Raw genomic sequence first — 17,298 nt, forward strand, 5'->3', positions numbered from 1 at the left:
CAACTACGGCCTGACCGCGGGGGACGGCTACCACGCCGCCACCCCACGAACCTCGCCGACTGACCACGCCCAGGCAAACGCCGGCACAAGCACCCAACGCCCGTCCACCAAGGAGTTGATCAACCATGCGCAAGATCTCCCGCGGCATCATCGCCGCCGCCCTCACCGCCTCCGCGTTCCTCGCCGTCCCCACGATGAGCGGTGCCCACGCCGCCACCAAGGCCCCGGCCGCACCCGCCGGCGACTGCCACCTGACCGCCGACACCCCCACCTACGCCAACCACACCATCACCGGCTACGGCGGGCGCTGGGACTGCAGCTCGGACGCCACCATCATCGTCAAGCTCATGGAAAGGCACGACTTCCGACGGGACCGCGTCCTGGACCAGCAGAGGGGCTCCGGGCGCCAGATCGACCTGCACCCGAGCTACGGCTGTGAGCCGGACAGCCAGTACCGGGTCTACTCAGAGACCGACGGGCCCGGCGACGTCAAGGTGCAAAGCCCCGAAGTCACCTACCGCTGCCAGTGACCTCGCCGCGCACCTAGCCAGGCGCGCCGGGTGGCCCAGGGAGTCCAGCTCCCTGGGCCACCCGGCTCAGCCATGACAGGAGACGTTCGCCCGGCCGCGGTGGGGACCGCCGTCCAACGCGCTGCCGGGTCAGTTCTCTTCGTACAGGGCGCGGTATTCGAGGGTGTCTTCCGCGGTGACGATCTCGGCCAGGCGTTCGAACTCCGCGTAGTCCTCGTCGGTCATAATGGCGACGGCGTCGTCGACCACGGATCCCTTGGGGAGCTTGGCGAAGTACTTCATGAGCAGGTCGACGAAGGCGTCCTGCATTTCGTCGAGTTCACGCTGCCATTCGGCTTCGAGCTGTATCTGCGCCTTCGCGGCAGCCTTTTCCTCCGGGGTGAAGGTGACCAGCAGGTCGCGCTCAGCGCGGGTGAACGGACGTCCGTCGCGGTGGTAGGGGCGCGTCCGGATGTCGGGGTGGCTGAAGTCCACCTGGGTGATGAGGAGGACGACTTCGGGGCGAACGGAGGAGTGGGGCACGGGTGATTCCTTGTGTGGTGTCGTGAGATGGGTTTGTGCTGGTGACCGGCGCAGGGGAAGTGCACTGGCTGGTGGTGCTCGAGGCATGAAGTGCGGGTGCCTTGACCGGGACGGTGTGGGCTGTGAGGGCAAGGGCCCTCGCGGTGGGGTGTTTGCCGGACGCAGGCCGGCGGCGGGTGCGACGCGCTCTCGACCGAGGTGGGGACGACGCCGCCAAGAGCCTGGTGTGGGGTTTCTGGACACCAAATGCTCCGGAGGATCCCCGGTTTCGGTAACCGGGGATCGTCGGCTAGCTTCCGCCTGCGCTGGTCCGGTCAGCGCCGACGGGCGGTGCCGTTCATGGGCCGGTTCGCGGGTTGTGCGGCGGGCGTCGGGGATGTGGCGCGGTGCTTGTCTGGGGTGGTTGTGTCCTGGGGGAGTCTGGGGCGGCGGGCAGGTGGGCGCTGCGGCGCAGGCGCCATACGAGGACGTCGCTGATGGAGCTGGCGGTGTCGAGTTCTCGCCGTTGTGTGGCTTCGGTGAGCAGGGTGGCCGGGTTGTGGCCGGCGTCCTGGGCGTCGGCGAGGGTGGCGGCCAGGGCGGGCCAGCCGGGTTCGGCCAGGATCTGTTCGGCCAGGTCGGGGACTGCGTGACGCAGCATGGCCGCCTGCCGGTGCCGCAGGGACGGGGGCATGCGGCAGCCTCGCTGCCGGAGCACGTCCATGGGGTGGGCTGCGGCGGCCTGGTAGGCGGCGCGGAGGTGTTCGGCCGTCTGGCGGGCGGCCTTCGCCTGCTGGGCATGGTGCCTCTTGGCATGCCAGTTCGCCGCGGCGATGGCGAGGAAGAAGGCCATGTCGATGAGCATGGCGGTGGTGGCGCCGTCCTCGCCGCGGCCGAGGGCGGGCCCGCTGCGGATGAGGTCGCGGGCGGCCTGGCGCAGGGCGCGGTCGTGCCCGCGTACGGCCTTGATGTGGGAGCGGGTGGCCCGCTCGAACGCGAAGGCCGCCTCGCGTAGTTCGGTGCGGGTGTGGGCGGCGGAGGTCTTGGCGAGCGCGTCCAGGATCTCCCCTGCGGCGGCGATCTGGGCCGCTGCAATGCTGTCGTCTCCGTGGTCGGTGATCAGCAGGGCCTGCCATGTGGCGGCGCTGGCCCGTCGCCGGGCGAACGCGGGACCGGTCACCGACGGCAGGGCGGACTGCTGCTCCGGCCGGGAGCTATCTACAGCGGCGGCGGCATCTGTGGGGAGGGTCCAGCGTTCGCGGATGCGGGGCAGGGACAGGTCGGGGGCGAGTTTGGACCCGGAGAAGAAGACGGGCTCGCCGTCCTTGTTGCGGTCTCCGGGGAGGGCGACGGTGTAGCCGAGGCGGTCTCCCGACGGGGCGATCCGCTGGCGTATGAGGAGTCCGGCCGAGGCGAGTCGGTCGAAGAACTCCTCTTCGCTGTGGGCGCCGGCTGCCGCCTGGCGGACGGTTTCGCGGAGCTGCTCGCGCGGGGTGCGCTGCTGGCCCTGGCGGTCGGCCTTGTGGCGTTCGGCGCTGGTGGGTCGCTTGGCGGCGGTGCCGTCCCCGGACGCGACGCGGCGCAGGTTGTAGTCGGCTTCGATGCGGCGGCATTCGGCCTGGGCGCGGCGGGCCTCGTTGTGTAGCCGGGGCCGGCGGCCGTCGTCGCGGACCAGGGTGGCGATGATGTGGACGTGATCGTCGGCGTGCCGGACGGCTGCCCACCGGCATGCGGCGTCGTCGCCGTCGGGGGCTATACCGGTGGCCGCGACCATGCGGCGGGCGATGGCCGCCCAGTCCTCATCCGACAGGATCGGATCCTCAGGCGCAGCCCGTACCGACAGGTGCCACACGTGCTTCTTCGGCCGCCGATTGGCGGGCAGGGCGTTGACGGGCTGGTCGAGCAGCCGCTGCAGCTGCCCGAAGGTGGCCTCCGGGTCGCGGCCCGGGTCGGGGGTGAGCGGGTCGAAGGCGGCCACCAGGTGCGGGTCGATGTGCTCCTCGTCGGTGCCGGGGCCGTAGAGGTAGCGGAGCAGACCGATCGTCTCGCTGCCGCGCTTGTGGATGCTGGGGATCACGCAGCGGCACCGCCGTCACGGTGGGCCAGCAGAGCATCGGCAGCGTCCGCCATCCGGCAGGCAGCATTCCGCACGGCTTTGGTCGCGGTGTCCAGATGGGGTACGTCGGCGCCTGAATTGAGGGCCTTGGCCACCTGGTTGAACAGGCCGTGGATGCGGCCCAGGTGCCGGCGGGCGGCGAACAGCTCGTCGATGACCTCCCGTTCGGTGGCGATCTCGGCTGCGGTGCGGGTCAGGTCGCGGGCGGCCTTGTCGACGGCGTAGGCGAGGAAGGCGGCGTTGGTCATCTTGCAGTGGGCGGCTGCGTCGGTGAGACGCTTGAACTCGGCGTCGTTCATACGGCAGCTGGGCTGGTGCGGACGCAGCTTCTTCTGACGCGGACGCTGACGCTTGCGTGATAGGGACTCGGCCGGCCTGTCCCCTCCCTGCTGCGGTCCGCCCTCGGCCGCAGCTTCCCTGCCCGGCGCCGCATGGCGCGGGGCGTTCTTCGCCACCTCTGGGGCGGGGACTCCGGGAGCATTGCTCCCGGGACAACTTGCTCCGACTGGGGCAGGGTTGGACGGCAGGGATTCTTCGTGGGGCATGGGGTCTTCGTGGTGCGGGGTGTGCATGGGGCCCTTCGGGTCGGGGTCTGGTTGAGAGCTCTGGCGCTGCCGGGATCAGCGGAGTGGATCGCCGGCTGCGGCTTTGAGCCGGGCCTTGAACTCGCGGACGACTCGTCCGACGCCGTCGCTGGAGACGGTGTAGCCGACGGCGCGCAGGGCGTCCTCGACCCGGTCGCGTCCGACGCTGCCGGTCTCCTCGTAGATGCGGCGAGCGTGCTTGAGGATGACCTCCTCGGAGGCGCGGGCTTTGCCGACGTCGCGCTTCTTCCGGGCAGCGGCCTTCCGCTCGCGCCTGCCCGACACGCTGCCCGCGCTGTTGCCTGTGAGCGCCGGGCTCTCTTCGGTTTCTGCCCGTGCGGGCAGCCCCGGCTCCGGGCGGGCAGGCTGCGGGCGGGCAGCCGGAGGGACCTCGTCGTCACCCGGATCTGACGGGTGCGGGCGGGCAGCGTCCTCTGCCCGCGGCAGGGGCGCAGGGCGGGCGGAGCGCGGGCAGCTGTGCCCGGAGTCCCGGGCGGGGTACGAGGCCGGGATGTGCCAGCGCGGCGGCAGGGTGATGGAGGCGAGGTCGAGGGCCTGCTTGCGGGTGGCGAGCTTGCGCAGCAGCAGTTCGTCTTGGAGCGGGTCGCCGTCGACGCCGGCCCGCTCCAGGGCCTCGTGCAGGCGTTCTGCCAGGCGTCGTTGCTGTCGCTTGCCGCGCTGGCGGTCGGTCATCGACTCGGCGCGCAGGATGAGGGCGACGGCTTCGCTGAGCGCGCGGTCGCGGATGAGGCGGGCGGCGTCGGCGTCCTGGTCGGCGATGCCGAGCCGGGCGAGGAGGCGTTCGCGTGCCTGGCGGACGAGGACGGCGGCCAGGCCGCGTGAGGCGGCGTCGGGGGTGCGGTGGCGCAGCTCGATGCCCATGGCCAGGTGCCACAGCATCGCGGCCATGACGGGGCCGACGAAGGCTCGCACGGTGCCACCGACCGGCCCGGACTCGGCGTAGGCGGGCAGGACCTGGACGGCGGTGATGACCCAGGTGAGGGTTCCGGGCAGGCCGGGTGCCTGCTTCGGGCCGTTGAGGTTCTGCCGGGCCATCAGGGCGGTGGCGAACAGGGCCAGCTCGGCGGCGGAGAACATCGCGACACGCTCGGCGGTGTTGCCGCCCATGTCGAGGTAGTCGGCGGCGAACCGCCAGCTGGTGTCCGCGCTGTACGCGGTGCAGCCGAGCGCGGCCACGGCCGCGACCGGCACCGCGACATTCCCGCGCCAGCGGTTGGTGCCGGACGGCCGGCGGTGCTGCTGGCGGTTCATCCACGCGGTGAACAGAGCGAACAGGCCGAGCAGGGCAAGAAGCGCCACGGCCATCGCGGGGGTGGGAGCCCAGTGCGACAGGAGCGAGGCAGTGCCGCCTTCGGTGGCCGAGGCTATCGGGGCAGGGGAGGGCACGTCAGGTCTCTCCAGGGGGTGCTGCGAGGGGGCTTGGATGCAGGAGGGAGGGGCGTTCACGCAGGGGGCGTTCACGCGGGCCCCCTTCTAAAGGGGGCCCCGCGCGTGATCGCTAGGGCGCGTGTACGGCGTGGACGCACCCGTGATCGCTTGACCTGCGGTTTTACGGTCAGCGTGCACGCCGTGCGCGGTTCACGGCGGCGTCTGGGCGTGAGGGCCGCGTGTACGGTCGCGTGATCGCTTCCGGGCGCTGTCGCTGGTGTGTCAGCCGACGGCGGTGAGGTGGCGTGCGGAGGCGTAGTAGCGGGTCTGCTGCCCGCCTCCGGCTCCTCCGGCGATGCCGTCGGCCTTGGTGGCCAGGCCGCTGTCGACGAGGCGGGCCAGGTGGCGGCGGGCCTTCTCCACATCGGCGCGTTCAGGCTCGCCGCCGACCAGGACGGCCGCCAGGTCGCGTGCGGTCAGCCCGCCTGGGGCGTTGCGCAGCAGGACGGCGGGGTCCTTGGTGGGGTCGACCGTGGTAGTGCCGCGCACGTGGTCGTGGGTGACGTCCAGCGGGCCGATCTCCCCGGTGGGGGTCTTGAGGTGGTGCAGGGTGACGGCTGGGTCGCCAGCCCGGCCGCTGATGAACAGGACGCTGCCCGCGCCGGCGGTGATCCAGGCGGAGCCGTAGACCTGGTCCAGGCTGGGGCGCTGGCCGCGTGGTGCGTCGGCGGTGGCCTTGCGCTGGTGGTGCAGCTCCATGATCTCCACGCCGCCTCGCAGGGCGCGCATGCGGGCGTTGTGGAAGGCGACGGCGAGGCTGTCGTCGACCATGGTGCTGACCGCGTCCTTGAGGCTGTCGATCACGATGGTGTCGGCTCGGTGGGCGGCGGCGAGGTCGGCGAGGAGGTCGGGTTCCTTGTCGAGGGTGGCGGGCAGCGGGCCCTCCCAGACCACGAGCCGCTCCCGCAGGATCTTCTCGTCGGTGGGGGAGACGCGCCGGTCCATGGCCCTGGCGATCTGTCGGGGCCGGTCCATGGCCAGGTAGAGCACGCGCCTGCTGGGGGCGACCGGCATCTCCAGGACTGTCTCCTGCAGCCCCAGCCGGGCGAAGACCACCTGGTGGGCCAGGGTGGTCTTGCCGACCCCGGGTGCGCCGACGATCATCAGGCTCTCGCCCGGCGCCCAGACGGTCTTCTCCCGGGTGCCCCACAACGGCTCGGCGTCCGCGCCGGTCTCCTTGACGAAGGACCACCCGTCTTTGGCGAAGCGGTTCAGACGTCCCTGGCCCGAGGCGAGTGCCCGCTCGCGCTCGGCCCGCATCTCCGCCTCGACCTCGCTGCGTATCGCCTCAGGGTCGGCACCCGGCTCCTGGGCGCGCTGAACGGTGCGGACGGCCGAGGCCAGCAGACGACGCAAGTTGGCCTTCGTGCGGATGATCTCCGCGTGGTGCTCCGCGCTGCCGATGTCGTAGAGCGCGCTGGCGAGCTGGTGCAGGTACGGGGCGCCGCCGACACGCTTGAGATCCCCCTGCTGCTCGAGCAGTTCGGTCAGGACGATCGGGTCGGTCGGTTTGCCCTCGCGGTGCTGGGCGAGCATCGCGCGCCAGATGGTCTCGTGGGCGGGCCGGTAGAAGGCGTTGTCGCCCAGGATAGGACGCACGGTGTCGATGACATGGCTGTGGTGCATGCAGGCGCCGAGCACCGCGCTCTCGGCGTCCAGGTTGAAGGGAGCCTGCCCAGGCTCCTCCGAGGACGGCGCGTCGCCGTACTCGAAGCGGGATGGCATGTCCGACGTGAGGCCCGTACTCTGGGCCATAGGACTCCTCTCCCGGCAGGCCACATGGAGCGCCAACTCCGGCCACCGGTCCAGATCGTCATGGTTGGGCGGTTGTGAGGATCTCCGCTTCGCCCTCGGTGTTCGCAGCACCGGGGGCTTTTGCGTTGTCCGCCTGTGTTCACCGGTGGACGGCACCATCCTACCAGCGCATTCGGGAAACATCTACTTGCATTCGGCTCGCGAATGATGTTTAGTTGTGTACCCAGGGGCCGTACGGCTATAGCCCCGCCCGGACGACCAACGCGACTGAGGAGGTGAGCATGGCCAGCGGCAAGGGCGACGACGCGCGCGCGGCGAACACGCGGCCACCGGTCGAGGACAACATCGCCGAACGCGTGAAGCTGGAGCGCGAGGCGCGCGGCTGGAGCACGGTCACCCTGGCCGAGAAGATGGCCGAGGCCGGCCACCCCATCGGCCAGTCCGCCATCTGGCGCATCGAGAGCGGCAAGCCACGCCGCCGCGTCAACACCGACGAGGCGCTCGGCTTCTGCAAGGTCTTCGACATGACCCTCGACGAACTCGCCAGCCCACCAGGGCAGATGGCCAACCCGGTCATCCGCCGGCTGGTCGGCCAGTACGTCGAGCTGTGGAAGGAATGGCGTGCCCTGGGCAAGTCCATGGACGACGTCCAGGACCAGCTCAACGAGTACACCAAGGCCCACCCCGACCAGGACGTCATGGTCCGCCACCTGCTCGCCCACGAACTGGACGTGGCCTCCAACGGCGACTTCCACCGCCACAAGGGAGCCCGCGGCCGACTGATCCGCTGGCTCGGCGACTACTTCCCGGCGGCCAAAGACCCCGACACGGCTGACGAATAGCCGCTTGCCGCAGGGGCCTCGGTGCTGCGAACACCGGCGCCCTCATGCGGGCACATCCTCACGCGCGTCTGCGCAACCGCCCAACCACCCACCACCACGACCGGTCCGATCGGAGTTGGCGCTCCGTACGTGACCGGGGTGAGGAGCCCTCTTGCCCGAGTTCCCCCTGCCCGTCACCCAGATCGCCCAGCTGCTCGGCGTCCCCGAAGGGGCCTTGCGCGCCCTGATGGCCGAACGGGGTGACGAACCTGGCGACCCCACTCTCGTCGGTCTGACCGTCGAGGAGGCCGCACGCCGCCTCGGCATCGGCCGGACGAAGATGTACGAGTACGTCTCGTCCGGGGAGATACGTTCCGCCAAGATCGGCAGTCTGCGCCGCATACCCGCCGAGGCAGTCGGTGAATTCCTAGCCCGCCGCTACCGGACAACGGACTTCGACGCCGCGGCCTGAGGCGGGCGCGCATGGCACAGACGCCAAAGCCCCAGAAGTCCCGCCAGCCCAACGGCGCCTCCTCGATCTTCCTCGGCAAGGACGGCCGTTGGCACGGCTACGTCACCGTCGGCACCAAGGACAACGGCAAGCCCGACCGCCGCCACGTCAGCCGCAGGACCCGCCCCGAGGTCACCAAGCTGGTACGCGAGCTGGAGAAGCAGCGCGACTCAACCGGAGTCGCCAAGGCCGGTCAGACCTGGACCGTTGAGACCTGGCTGATCCACTGGGTGGAGAACATCGCCGCGCCCAGCGTCAGCGAGAACACCATCGACGGCTACCGCGTCGCCGTCTACCACCACCTCATCCCCGGCCTGGGCGCCCACCGCCTGGAGAAACTGGAGCCCGAGCACCTGGAGCGCTTCTACCGGAAGATGCAGGCGAACGGCAGCTCCGCCGGCACGGCACACCAGGCGCACCGCACCGTCCGCACGGCACTCAACGAGGCTGTACGCCGACGTCACCTCGCCACCAATCCAGCCTCCATCGCCAAGGCTCCCAAGCTCGAAGAGGAGGAGGTCGAGCCGTACACGGTCGAGGAGGTCCAGCGCCTCCTCCTCGAAGCGGACAAGCACCGCAACACCGCCCGCTGGGTCATAGCGCTCGCTCTCGGCCTCCGCCAAGGCGAGGCGCTCGGACTGAAGTGGGAAGACGTCGACTTCGATGCGGGCGTGATCCTCGTCCGCCGAGGCCGTCTGCGGCCCCGCTACCAGCACGGCTGCGGCGACAAGTGTGGCCGCAAGCCTGGCTACTGCCCGCAGAAGACCAGCGTCCGGCGCGAGACGAAGGACACCAAGACCCGCGCCGGTAAGCGCCCGATCGGCGTGCCTGAGGAGCTGCTGAAGCTGCTGCGACGGCACAGGGAGGAGCAGGAGCGCGAGCGAGTGCTTGCCCGAGACCTGTGGGTGGAGAAGGGGTACGTGTTCACCTCGCCGATCGGCGAGCCGCTCAACCCCAACACCGACTTCCACCGGTGGAAGGACCTGCTGAAGGCGGCGAAGGTCCGCGACGGTCGCCTCCACGACGCGCGGCACACCGCCGCGACCGTCCTTCTGATCCTCGGTGTCCCCGACGCGGTGGTAGACCGCATCATGGGCTGGGAGCCCGGCAAGTCCGCACGGATGCGCCGCCGGTACCAGCACCTCACCGGCCCCGTGCTTCAGCAGACAGCCGCGAAGGTCGGCGGACTGCTGTGGGGAACCGCACCCCGTCCGACCCAACCGGCACCCGGAGGTTCCGTGCCAGGCCCGAGCCAAGGTGCTGCGGCAGCGGAGTCGACCGTGTACGTCGCCCGCCTTGGTGAACGCCGTGTCCCGTTCCTACACCGGCAGCACGCCGAGACCCTGGCTACCCAGTGGCGTGCGGATCACGCCGGCCGTCAGGCGGAGGTCGAGGAGTGGGAGCACTGGAAGTGGGAGAGCGAGGGCCCTGGCGGCCTGCGGGCCGTCCGCGACCGTATGCCCGATCGCCGACTCGTTCACCACGCTCACGCCGTGTTCCTGCCCGGCGGCGACCGGCTCAACATCGGCCGCGACGAGAGATGGTCGGTTTCGGCCTGGGAGTTCGAGACCGACCTCTACACGGACCTGCCGGTGCGCTGGCACACCATCCGCCGTCCCGGCCAGGAGGTCGAGGCACAGGTTCGCGGCACCGACGAGGAAGCTGTCGCTGCCGCGTTCGCTGAAGCGTGTGCACAGGCTGTGGACCGCGCAATGAGCCCGCACAAGTACGGCGACGTCGTGGACTAGGCGTAGCTCTGCTGTGTGCCTGCCAAGCGCGATGGCTTGAGACCTCCGTCGGCGTCGTATGGCGCAGACGGAGGTTCAGGGCGGCAATCCGACTGTCGCATCCCTTCGTCTCCGGCTGCGCACATGACCCGCCGGAACTCAGCCCTTCTTCTGTTTGTACAGTTCGATGTCCCTGTTCACGAACAGCTGCACATAGCCGCAGTTCCAGCAGATCAGGCCGGTTGCCGACTCGTTCGCCCAGCCCAGGCTCATGAACTCCATTCCGGAGCTGTTGAGCTTCACCTCACGGTCCCTGAACAGGTCACCCTGACAGAAATTGCACTTGATCCACACGCCCCCGAGAGCCGCGCGAACAGGTCTGGCCATGCCTCCGTCCTTCCTGTGAACTGTTGGAGTGGTGCACCCGTCTCGCACACGAACTGCAAGGCGGGCACACGTAATCACGCTTCCGAACCGGGCCACGCCACCGCATCAGCCCTGCGACTGTCCGATCACGAAGATGGCGATGGCGTTCTTGGGATCAGGCGATGCCAGGCCGGTGGCGGGCATCGCGGTGACCGACGAGGAACCAGAGCAGACACCCGAGGAAGGGTGCCATCAAGGCGAAGACGAACCAGACCAGCTTCATCCCACCGGTGAGGTCGGACCTGACGATGGCGAGCAGAGCGCCGAAGTACAACGCGAGAACGCCGGCGACCGCGGCAGCTCCTGCGCAGCCGATCACGATAGTGCCCGTGGTGGCAAGGGCCATCTGGTGTGCGAGCTGTGCCTGCATCGTTCGTTCCTCTTGCTGGTGGGGGACTTTCGGAGCGCCCGGTCGGGCGGTCTCGGTTGACGGCGGTCCGGCTGTTTCAGGATCTCGACTGCGTCATGGGTGAGCGCCTGTCATGACGGGCGCTGTGCGGACCGCAGCAGGTAGACGCCGGCGGCAACCGGGAATGCCAGGACAGCCAGAGTCAACGGAATGAACAACGCTCCGAGGCCGAGGCCCGGCGTGCCCGCGGGAATCACCCACTGCGCCACCAGGAACAGCAGCGGCACGAGGGCGGCCGCCGTCCCGATCGCCTTGTCGCGGTTACGCCACTGGGGTGCGGTCCACAGCCACCAGATTGCACCGATCAAGGCGATGCCCAGCGGGGGCGCGAAGGCTGTCAGAAGGCCGGTTGCCGCCAGGAGTCCCACGATGGCGAAGGTACGGCTCTGGCTCGTCTGCGGAGCGGGGGGCTCCTCGCCGAGTGCGGTCGCCGCGATCGTGCGTGGGTCGCCGAGGCGTGCGAGGACGGTGCGGACCTGGTCATCGCTGGTGGCGGGCTCTGCCGCCAGCGCCACGGCGATGTGCTCCTCCAGGTCGGCCAGCAGCTCGTTTCGGCGCTCCGGGCTGAGCCCGGCCGTCTCCCGCGTCACTGCGGACAGGTAGCTGCGCACCAGCGGGTGCTCGGTGATCGTCACGGTGGTCTCCAGTCAGTCGGTGATGAAGTGGTCGACCGCGTCACGGAAGTGCGGCCAGATGGCGGTGAACTCCTTCAGCGCCGCATGCCCCGATGCCGTCAGCTCGTAGTAGCGCCGGGGCGGCCCGCTGGGGGACTCCTGCCAGCGGGTCTCCACCACTCCCTCCCGGCGCAGCCTGGACAGCAAGGGGTAGATCGTTCCCTGGCTGGTGACCATGACGCTCACCGCACCGAGAGCTTCGAGCAGCTCCACGCCGTAGCGCGGGCCGTCCCGCAGGAGAGCCAGCACGCAGTACTCCAGCACCCCCTTGCGGAGCTGGCTCTCCGCCTTGCTCGCGGTCGGCTTACCTGCGATGTCGGGTTCCATGCATTGCACAGTACCTGGTTATCTCTACAAGGTCCAAACATGATGTCGATGCACCGGGGATGCGGCCCCGCACTCAAGTCCCGCCGCCTGCGACACCCACGCCTCGCGGATCTCGGTTCACCTATGCGGACAGCTTGCGGGACATGGATCTGACAGCACAGTGACCCGTCGGGCAGGCCCTTAGACGTCGCTCCTTTGTGACCCCTGACAAGCCCTGCGGGGCATCGCCTACAGGTCGATGCCCCGCAGGGCTTCGCCCGTGTCAGCAGCTTGCCGATCGCTGCCGGAAAGTTCGCCGAACTTCGCCGAACTCTGCCGAATATGGTTTACTGCGGTCAGTGAAGGAGGTGTGACCCTGGTGTCGGAACCCCAGTTGCCTGACTGGACGAACGAAAAGATGGGGAGCATGGTCCGCGCGGCCCTATGGCTCGTGACGCAGGTCGGGGAGGGGAACGTCTACACCAAGGACCAGTTGCGAACGGCGTTCCCGGACATCGCGCAGATCGACAGGCGCCTCAGGGATCTCCGAGCGTACGGGTGGGTGCTCGATACCAACCGGGATGACGCGGCCCTGGCCCCTCATGAAGCCCGCTTCGTGCGCGCTGGTGAACCCGTCTGGGAGCCGGGCATACGGCGGACGCCACGCAGACCCGAGGAACTACGCCCGACGTTTGCGGAGCGGCTACAGGTCCGGAACCCACCGGATCCAGAAGCGGTTTGGGAGAAGCTGAAAGATCTCTCCTCGACCGAGAGGTCACTCCTCATGGCTTGGATCGCCATGGGGCACCGCCCAAGTTCACCCGTTGAACTCGCATGGCGTGCCTTCCGCAGCCTCTCCGAAGGGCAGCGCCGCGACCTGACGATCCGGCTGGGCGAGCTGATCAGCTCCGAGCTTTCCGACCAGCTGGGGGAGGGCGGCACCAGCCCTAACCCCTGAGTACAAAGACTTCCGCCGGACCCCGTGTCACCTTCCACAGATCTCCGGGCTCCGGCGGATGGCCCAACCCGTCGAATGAGGAGAAGGACCTTGTCCAGTATGCGTGTGCTTTTGGCCGAAGGCGAGCGACCGCCTAGGTATGACGTGTTGGTGGCCGCTGTCGCTGTCGGCTATGCCGCAGGCTATTCCGCCGGCGTCGGCGCTCAGGCGGAGCAGGTGATCGGAGGCGCCACTGTGGCCGCGATCGCGTGGGTGTGGGAGAGGTGGCGTCGCTGATCGCCTGCCTCGGCTGGTGACCCACCTACGTCCCCGGAGCCGGCCTCGCACTGTCGGGGTCGGCTCGGTCGCGTCTCGTGGCTCTCTACCTACTGTCAGTGGCCGTTCCTATCGTGGGGGGCATGGCTAACGGGGTGTGGCACACCGGATATGGCATAGAGATCAATTTGTCGTTACCCGACCTCGGTCACCCGGACCGGCCTGATCTGCTCCGGGAGATCACCGCGAGCGTCGCTGATCGCGACCCGCAACTGCTCGAATGCCTCGCCCACCACGAGGGGCGAGAGTGCCAGTCGGAGGCAGGCGGCAAGTCCCCCTGGATGTTCATCCGCCGCGGTCGTATAGGCGGTCGCCGCCCGCTGGTCGCCTCGCACCTGCCTATCACGCACAAGGCCACGCCGACCGAGAGCGCACAGCACAAGGCCACGAAAGAGCGGGTGGTCGGCACCGCCACCCGATACGGCCTGGACGCCGAGGCCGAGGTTCCCGTTGCCAACCGTCGAAGCGTCTCGGACGCGGTCGTCACCGGGCCTGATGGCATACGGATCGGTTGGGAGATCCAGTACCACCACCTCAGCCCCAGTAGCGTGCACCGGCGCTCGGTCAATGCCGTGGAGCACGGCATCACGCCCTTGTGGGTAGCGAAGGACAGGACGGCGTCCTTGATCGACCGGGCGCCCTGGGCACGAGTCGATGACATGCCGTGGAAGGACATCGCCGACGGCAAGGAGATGCTGATCCGAGGCGGGTACCGCCATCTCCAGGTCTGGAAATGCGTACCGAGCAGTGAGCGCCACTGCCTCGTCAGCGAGGGAGCCGGGCACTGTGGCGCGATTCACGCCGACTGGTTCGTACCCGCACTGTGCCTGCCCGAGAAAAAGCCGGTGCACATCGAGGATCTGGTCCTGCAGAGCGCCACGGGCGAGAGTGTTCCGGTCTATGTACCCAACCGCGGGAGCGGTCGTGCGGGTCGCCACATGTGGGTACCGGCCAGCGACCGCGCGCTCTGGGAGGAGATCGTAGGGGAGAAGGCACCCCTCCCTGCGGCTCCGGACCAGGAGGGCGACGATGTGATCACCTTCTCCGAGCAGGAGATCGACCGCACGTGCCGGGCCGGGGAGGAAGGCTGGTTCGTCAGCGACGCCCGGCCACTCCGTGATCTCAACCAGCCGACCGGCGGCTTCACCCTCCCGCGCATGCCTGTCCAGCGCTCCCGCGACCCGATACAGGTCACTCACGTCGAGCGGGTCGCCGCCTCCGCCGCGCTGGGATGCCTGCCCTGGGAACTGGGGCCATGCGCCGGGTGCGGCCAGCTGATGCACAGGTACGGACGGAACGCGGCCATGTACTGCCGCGCCTGTCGTGACGTCCTCAACGGCCGGTAACCGCGAACTGCAACCAAAACTGCAACCACGGAACGACGAAGGCTCCGACCGTGATCCGGTCGGAGCCTTCGTCTGCCCAGGTGGGCGGCTGCGGAGGATACGAGATTCGAACTCGTGAGGGGTTGCCCCCAACACGCTTTCCAAGCGTGCGCCCTAGGCCTCTAGGCGAATCCTCCGCCGGAAACATTACATGACCGAGGGGAGTGCTCGCGAACTCGTTCCCGCAGGCCCGCATCGGGTACTCTTCTCAAAGCCCCTCACGCGGCGCTATCTGACTGAACTCCCCCAGGGCCGGAAGGCAGCAAGGGTAGGTCGGCTCTGGCGGGTGCGTGGGGGGCGCTTGCGTTTGCGGGATCCGCGGCCGGGCCCGGTTGTCAGTGGGCGCCTATAACCTCGTATGCGTGTCGTCTCTCGCGCTGTACCGCCGCTATCGCCCGGAGACCTTTGCCGAGGTCATCGGGCAGGAGCATGTCACCGACCCGCTGCAGCAGGCGCTGCGGAACAACCGGGTCAATCACGCGTACCTGTTCAGCGGTCCGCGCGGCTGCGGCAAGACGACCAGCGCGCGGATCCTCGCCCGCTGCCTGAACTGTGAGCAAGGTCCCACCCCGACGCCGTGCGGCGAGTGCCAGTCCTGCCGGGACCTGGCGCGCAACGGCCCAGGCTCGATCGACGTCATCGAGATCGACGCGGCCTCTCACGGTGGTGTGGACGACGCCCGTGAGCTGCGCGAGAAGGCCTTCTTCGGCCCCGCGAGCAGCCGCTACAAGATCTACATCATCGACGAGGCCCACATGGTCACGTCGGCCGGCTTCAACGCGCTGCTGAAGGTCGTGGAGGAGCCGCCGGAGCACCTGAAGTTCATCTTCGCGACCACCGAGCCCGAGAAGGTCATCGGGACGATCCGGTCCCGGACCCATCACTACCCCTTCCGGCTCGTGCCGCCCGGCACCCTGCGTGACTACCTCGCCGAGGTGTGCCAGAAGGAGACCATCCGGGTCGAGGACGGCGTGTTCCCGCTCGTCGTGCGGGCCGGCGCGGGCTCCGTGCGTGACTCCATGTCCGTCATGGACCAGCTCCTCGCCGGTGCCCGTGAGGAGGGTGTGACGTATGCCATGGCCACCTCCCTCCTCGGCTACACCGACGGCTCCCTTCTCGACTCCGTCGTCGAGGCCTTCGCCACCGGTGACGGGGCCGCCGCCTTCGAGGTCGTGGACCGCGTCATCGAGGGCGGCAACGACCCGCGCCGCTTCGTCGCCGACCTGCTGGAGCGGCTCCGGGACCTGGTGATCCTCGCCGCCGTGCCGGACGCCGTGGAAAAGGGGCTCATCGACGCCCCGGCCGACGTCCTGGAGCGCATGCAGGCCCAGGCCTCCACCTTCGGTGCCGCCGAGCTGAGCCGCGCCGCCGACCTCGTCAACGCCGGCCTGACGGAGATGCGCGGCGCCAACTCGCCCCGCCTCCAGCTGGAACTGATCTGCGCGCGCGTGCTGCTCCCGGCCGCCTACGGAGACGAGCGGTCCGTGATGGCCCGCCTCGACCGCCTCGAGCGCGGCGTCCACTTCTCGTCCGGCGCCGGCGCGCCCGCCATGGGCTACGTCCCCGGCCCCGAGGCCCACGGCGCGGGCGCCCCCATGCCGCCTGCTGCTGCCGTACCGCCCGGCGGCGGCCCGGCGGCGGCGCGCGCGGCTGTACGGGCGGCCAATGGGCCGGGGGGCGGTCCTGCCGGTGCCTCGGGTGCGGGTCCTGCGGTTGGTGGTCCTGGCGTCGGTGGTGTGGGCGATGGTGGCCCGGGTGCCGGTGCCGGTGGCGCAGGTGTCGGTGGTCCGGGGTCCGGTGGTCCGGGCGTTGGCGGTCCGGCTGCCGGTGGGCCCGGTGTCGGCGGCCCCGGCGTCGGCAGTCCGGCTCCGACGACCGCCCCTGCCCCCGCGCCTACGGCCCCCACGCCCACCGCCCCCACGCCACCCCCCGCAGCCGCTGCCCCCGCTTCCCAGGCCCCGGCGTCGCCTCCCACGCCCCCCGCTACCCCGGCCCCGGCCAGCGCTCCCCCCTCGGCTCCCGCCGCAGCCGGTGCCTGGCCCACCGCGGCTGCCGCCGGAAGCGGCCGGCGCCCCGGTGGCTGGCCCACGGCAGCGGCACCGGCGGGCGGTGCACCGCAGGGCCAGGCCCCGGGGCGCCCCTCGGCCGCCCAGCAGCAGGCCCCGGCATCCCCTGCGGCCCCGGCCCCGGCCCCGCCCGCGGGCGCCCCGGCGGGTGGTCTCGACCCCCGCATGCTCTGGCCGAACATCCTGGAGGCCGTCAAGAACCGCCGCCGCTTCACCTGGATCCTGCTCAGCCAGAACGCCCAGGTGACCGGCTTCGACGGCACCACCCTCCAGCTCGGCTTCGTCAACGCCGGTGCCCGCGACAACTTCGCGAGCAGTGGCAGCGAGGACGTGCTGCGGGCGGCGCTGGCCGAGCAGTTCAACGTGCAGTGGAAGATCGAGGCGGTCGTCGACCCGTCCGGCGGCGGTTCCGCGCCCCAGCCCGCGGGAGGCTCGGGCTTCGGCGGCGGAGGCGGTTACGGCGCCGCTCCGGCAGCGGGCGGCGGTGGCTACGGCGCCCCGGCCGCCCCCCGCCCCGCGGCACCCCAGCCGGCCCCACAGGCCCCCACGTCCCCGCAACCGGGCCGCGCGGCCGCCCCCGCGGCGCCCACCCCTGCCCCCCAGCCGCCCGCCGCCCCCGAGCCGCCCCCCGTAGCGCCCGAGGACGACATCCCGGAGGACGACGACCCGGACCTCGACGAGTCGGCCCTCTCCGGCCATGAACTGATCGTGCGGGAACTGGGGGCGACGGTGGTGGAGGAGTTCTCCAACGAGTAGCCGGCCGGC

General features: G+C 70.1%; 16 protein-coding genes, 1 tRNA gene and 1 other RNA gene. 8 read left to right on the forward strand and 10 right to left on the reverse strand.

The window, feature by feature from the left end:
- Positions 1–125: 125 nt before the first annotated feature.
- Positions 126–530, forward strand: a complete 405-nt coding sequence (locus tag BFF78_RS46305) for a hypothetical protein (RefSeq protein ID WP_069779983.1) — start codon at positions 126–128, stop codon at positions 528–530.
- A gap of 129 nt (positions 531–659) precedes the next feature.
- Here the strand turns inward: BFF78_RS46305 and BFF78_RS22160 are convergent, their stop codons facing one another.
- The 5 genes from BFF78_RS22160 to BFF78_RS22180 form a co-directional block, all read right to left on the reverse strand.
- Entirely contained in the window at positions 660–1,052 is a 393-nt protein-coding gene (locus BFF78_RS22160; RefSeq protein WP_069779984.1) for a hypothetical protein, read from the reverse strand.
- A gap of 337 nt (positions 1,053–1,389) precedes the next feature.
- Positions 1,390–3,108: a relaxase/mobilization nuclease domain-containing protein gene (locus tag BFF78_RS22165; protein WP_099054910.1), complete on the reverse strand. Its 1,719-nt coding sequence runs from the start codon at positions 3,106–3,108 to the stop codon at positions 1,390–1,392.
- Entirely contained in the window at positions 3,105–3,446 is a 342-nt protein-coding gene (locus tag BFF78_RS22170) for a hypothetical protein (protein ID WP_069779985.1), read from the reverse strand. The genes BFF78_RS22165 and BFF78_RS22170 overlap by 4 nt, the downstream gene beginning before the upstream one ends.
- Positions 3,447–3,767: 321 nt before the next feature.
- Positions 3,768–5,057, reverse strand: a complete 1,290-nt coding sequence (locus BFF78_RS22175) for a hypothetical protein (protein ID WP_069779986.1) — start codon at positions 5,055–5,057, stop codon at positions 3,768–3,770.
- 345 nt (positions 5,058–5,402) lie between these two features.
- Entirely contained in the window at positions 5,403–6,935 is a 1,533-nt protein-coding gene (locus tag BFF78_RS22180; RefSeq protein ID WP_069779987.1) for a DnaB-like helicase N-terminal domain-containing protein, read from the reverse strand.
- Positions 6,936–7,216: 281 nt separating this feature from the next.
- Here BFF78_RS22180 and BFF78_RS22185 point away from each other — a divergent pair, with 281 nt between their 5' ends.
- The 3 genes from BFF78_RS22185 to BFF78_RS22195 all read left to right on the forward strand — a co-directional run bounded on the left by BFF78_RS22185 (position 7,217) and on the right by BFF78_RS22195 (position 10,015).
- Positions 7,217–7,777, forward strand: a complete 561-nt coding sequence (locus BFF78_RS22185; protein WP_069779988.1) for a helix-turn-helix domain-containing protein — start codon at positions 7,217–7,219, stop codon at positions 7,775–7,777.
- A 151-nt stretch (positions 7,778–7,928) separates the two neighbouring features.
- On the forward strand, positions 7,929–8,228 hold the full coding sequence (locus tag BFF78_RS22190; protein WP_069779989.1) for a helix-turn-helix domain-containing protein: 300 nt from the start codon (positions 7,929–7,931) through the stop codon (positions 8,226–8,228).
- A gap of 11 nt (positions 8,229–8,239) precedes the next feature.
- Complete coding sequence (locus tag BFF78_RS22195; RefSeq protein WP_069779990.1) at positions 8,240–10,015, forward strand: tyrosine-type recombinase/integrase; 1,776 nt, start codon at positions 8,240–8,242, stop codon at positions 10,013–10,015.
- 138 nt (positions 10,016–10,153) lie between these two features.
- On the opposite strand, the gene BFF78_RS22200 is transcribed toward BFF78_RS22195, so the two are convergent.
- The 4 genes from BFF78_RS22200 to BFF78_RS22215 all read right to left on the reverse strand — a co-directional run bounded on the left by BFF78_RS22200 (position 10,154) and on the right by BFF78_RS22215 (position 11,830).
- Positions 10,154–10,381 carry a hypothetical protein gene (locus tag BFF78_RS22200; protein ID WP_069779991.1) on the reverse strand — a complete coding sequence of 76 codons (228 nt, stop codon included), beginning with the start codon at positions 10,379–10,381 and terminating at the stop codon, positions 10,154–10,156.
- 154 nt (positions 10,382–10,535) lie between these two features.
- The gene (locus tag BFF78_RS22205) at positions 10,536–10,790 is read right to left on the reverse strand and encodes a PLD nuclease N-terminal domain-containing protein (protein WP_069779992.1); all 255 of its coding nucleotides are present in this window, start codon (positions 10,788–10,790) and stop codon (positions 10,536–10,538) included.
- Positions 10,791–10,900: 110 nt separating this feature from the next.
- Positions 10,901–11,464 carry a DUF1700 domain-containing protein gene (locus BFF78_RS22210; RefSeq protein ID WP_069779993.1) on the reverse strand — a complete coding sequence of 188 codons (564 nt, stop codon included), beginning with the start codon at positions 11,462–11,464 and terminating at the stop codon, positions 10,901–10,903.
- A 12-nt stretch (positions 11,465–11,476) separates the two neighbouring features.
- Positions 11,477–11,830 carry a PadR family transcriptional regulator gene (locus BFF78_RS22215; RefSeq protein ID WP_069779994.1) on the reverse strand — a complete coding sequence of 118 codons (354 nt, stop codon included), beginning with the start codon at positions 11,828–11,830 and terminating at the stop codon, positions 11,477–11,479.
- A 349-nt stretch (positions 11,831–12,179) separates the two neighbouring features.
- On the opposite strand from BFF78_RS22215, the gene BFF78_RS22220 reads away from it, so the two are divergent.
- Together BFF78_RS22220 and BFF78_RS22225 are read left to right on the forward strand one after the other, a co-directional pair.
- On the forward strand, positions 12,180–12,767 hold the full coding sequence (locus BFF78_RS22220) for a hypothetical protein (protein WP_069779995.1): 588 nt from the start codon (positions 12,180–12,182) through the stop codon (positions 12,765–12,767).
- Positions 12,768–13,165: 398 nt separating this feature from the next.
- Positions 13,166–14,428 (forward strand): competence protein CoiA family protein, encoded by a 1,263-nt coding sequence (locus BFF78_RS22225; protein WP_227025902.1) that lies wholly within the window; start codon positions 13,166–13,168, stop codon positions 14,426–14,428.
- Positions 14,429–14,519: 91 nt separating this feature from the next.
- Here the strand turns inward: BFF78_RS22225 and BFF78_RS22230 are convergent.
- Positions 14,520–14,604 (reverse strand) — tRNA-Ser (locus BFF78_RS22230).
- Between the two features lie 72 nt (positions 14,605–14,676).
- On the opposite strand from BFF78_RS22230, the gene ffs reads away from it, so the two are divergent.
- Positions 14,677–14,775, forward strand: an RNA gene (ffs, locus tag BFF78_RS22235) — signal recognition particle sRNA small type.
- A 54-nt stretch (positions 14,776–14,829) separates the two neighbouring features.
- Positions 14,830–17,289 (forward strand): DNA polymerase III subunit gamma and tau, encoded by a 2,460-nt coding sequence (locus tag BFF78_RS22240; protein ID WP_069779996.1) that lies wholly within the window; start codon positions 14,830–14,832, stop codon positions 17,287–17,289.
- Positions 17,290–17,298 lie beyond the last annotated feature (9 nt).

This window comes from Streptomyces fodineus (assembly GCF_001735805.1).
GTDB classification, from domain to species: Bacteria; Actinomycetota; Actinomycetes; order Streptomycetales; family Streptomycetaceae; genus Streptomyces; species Streptomyces fodineus.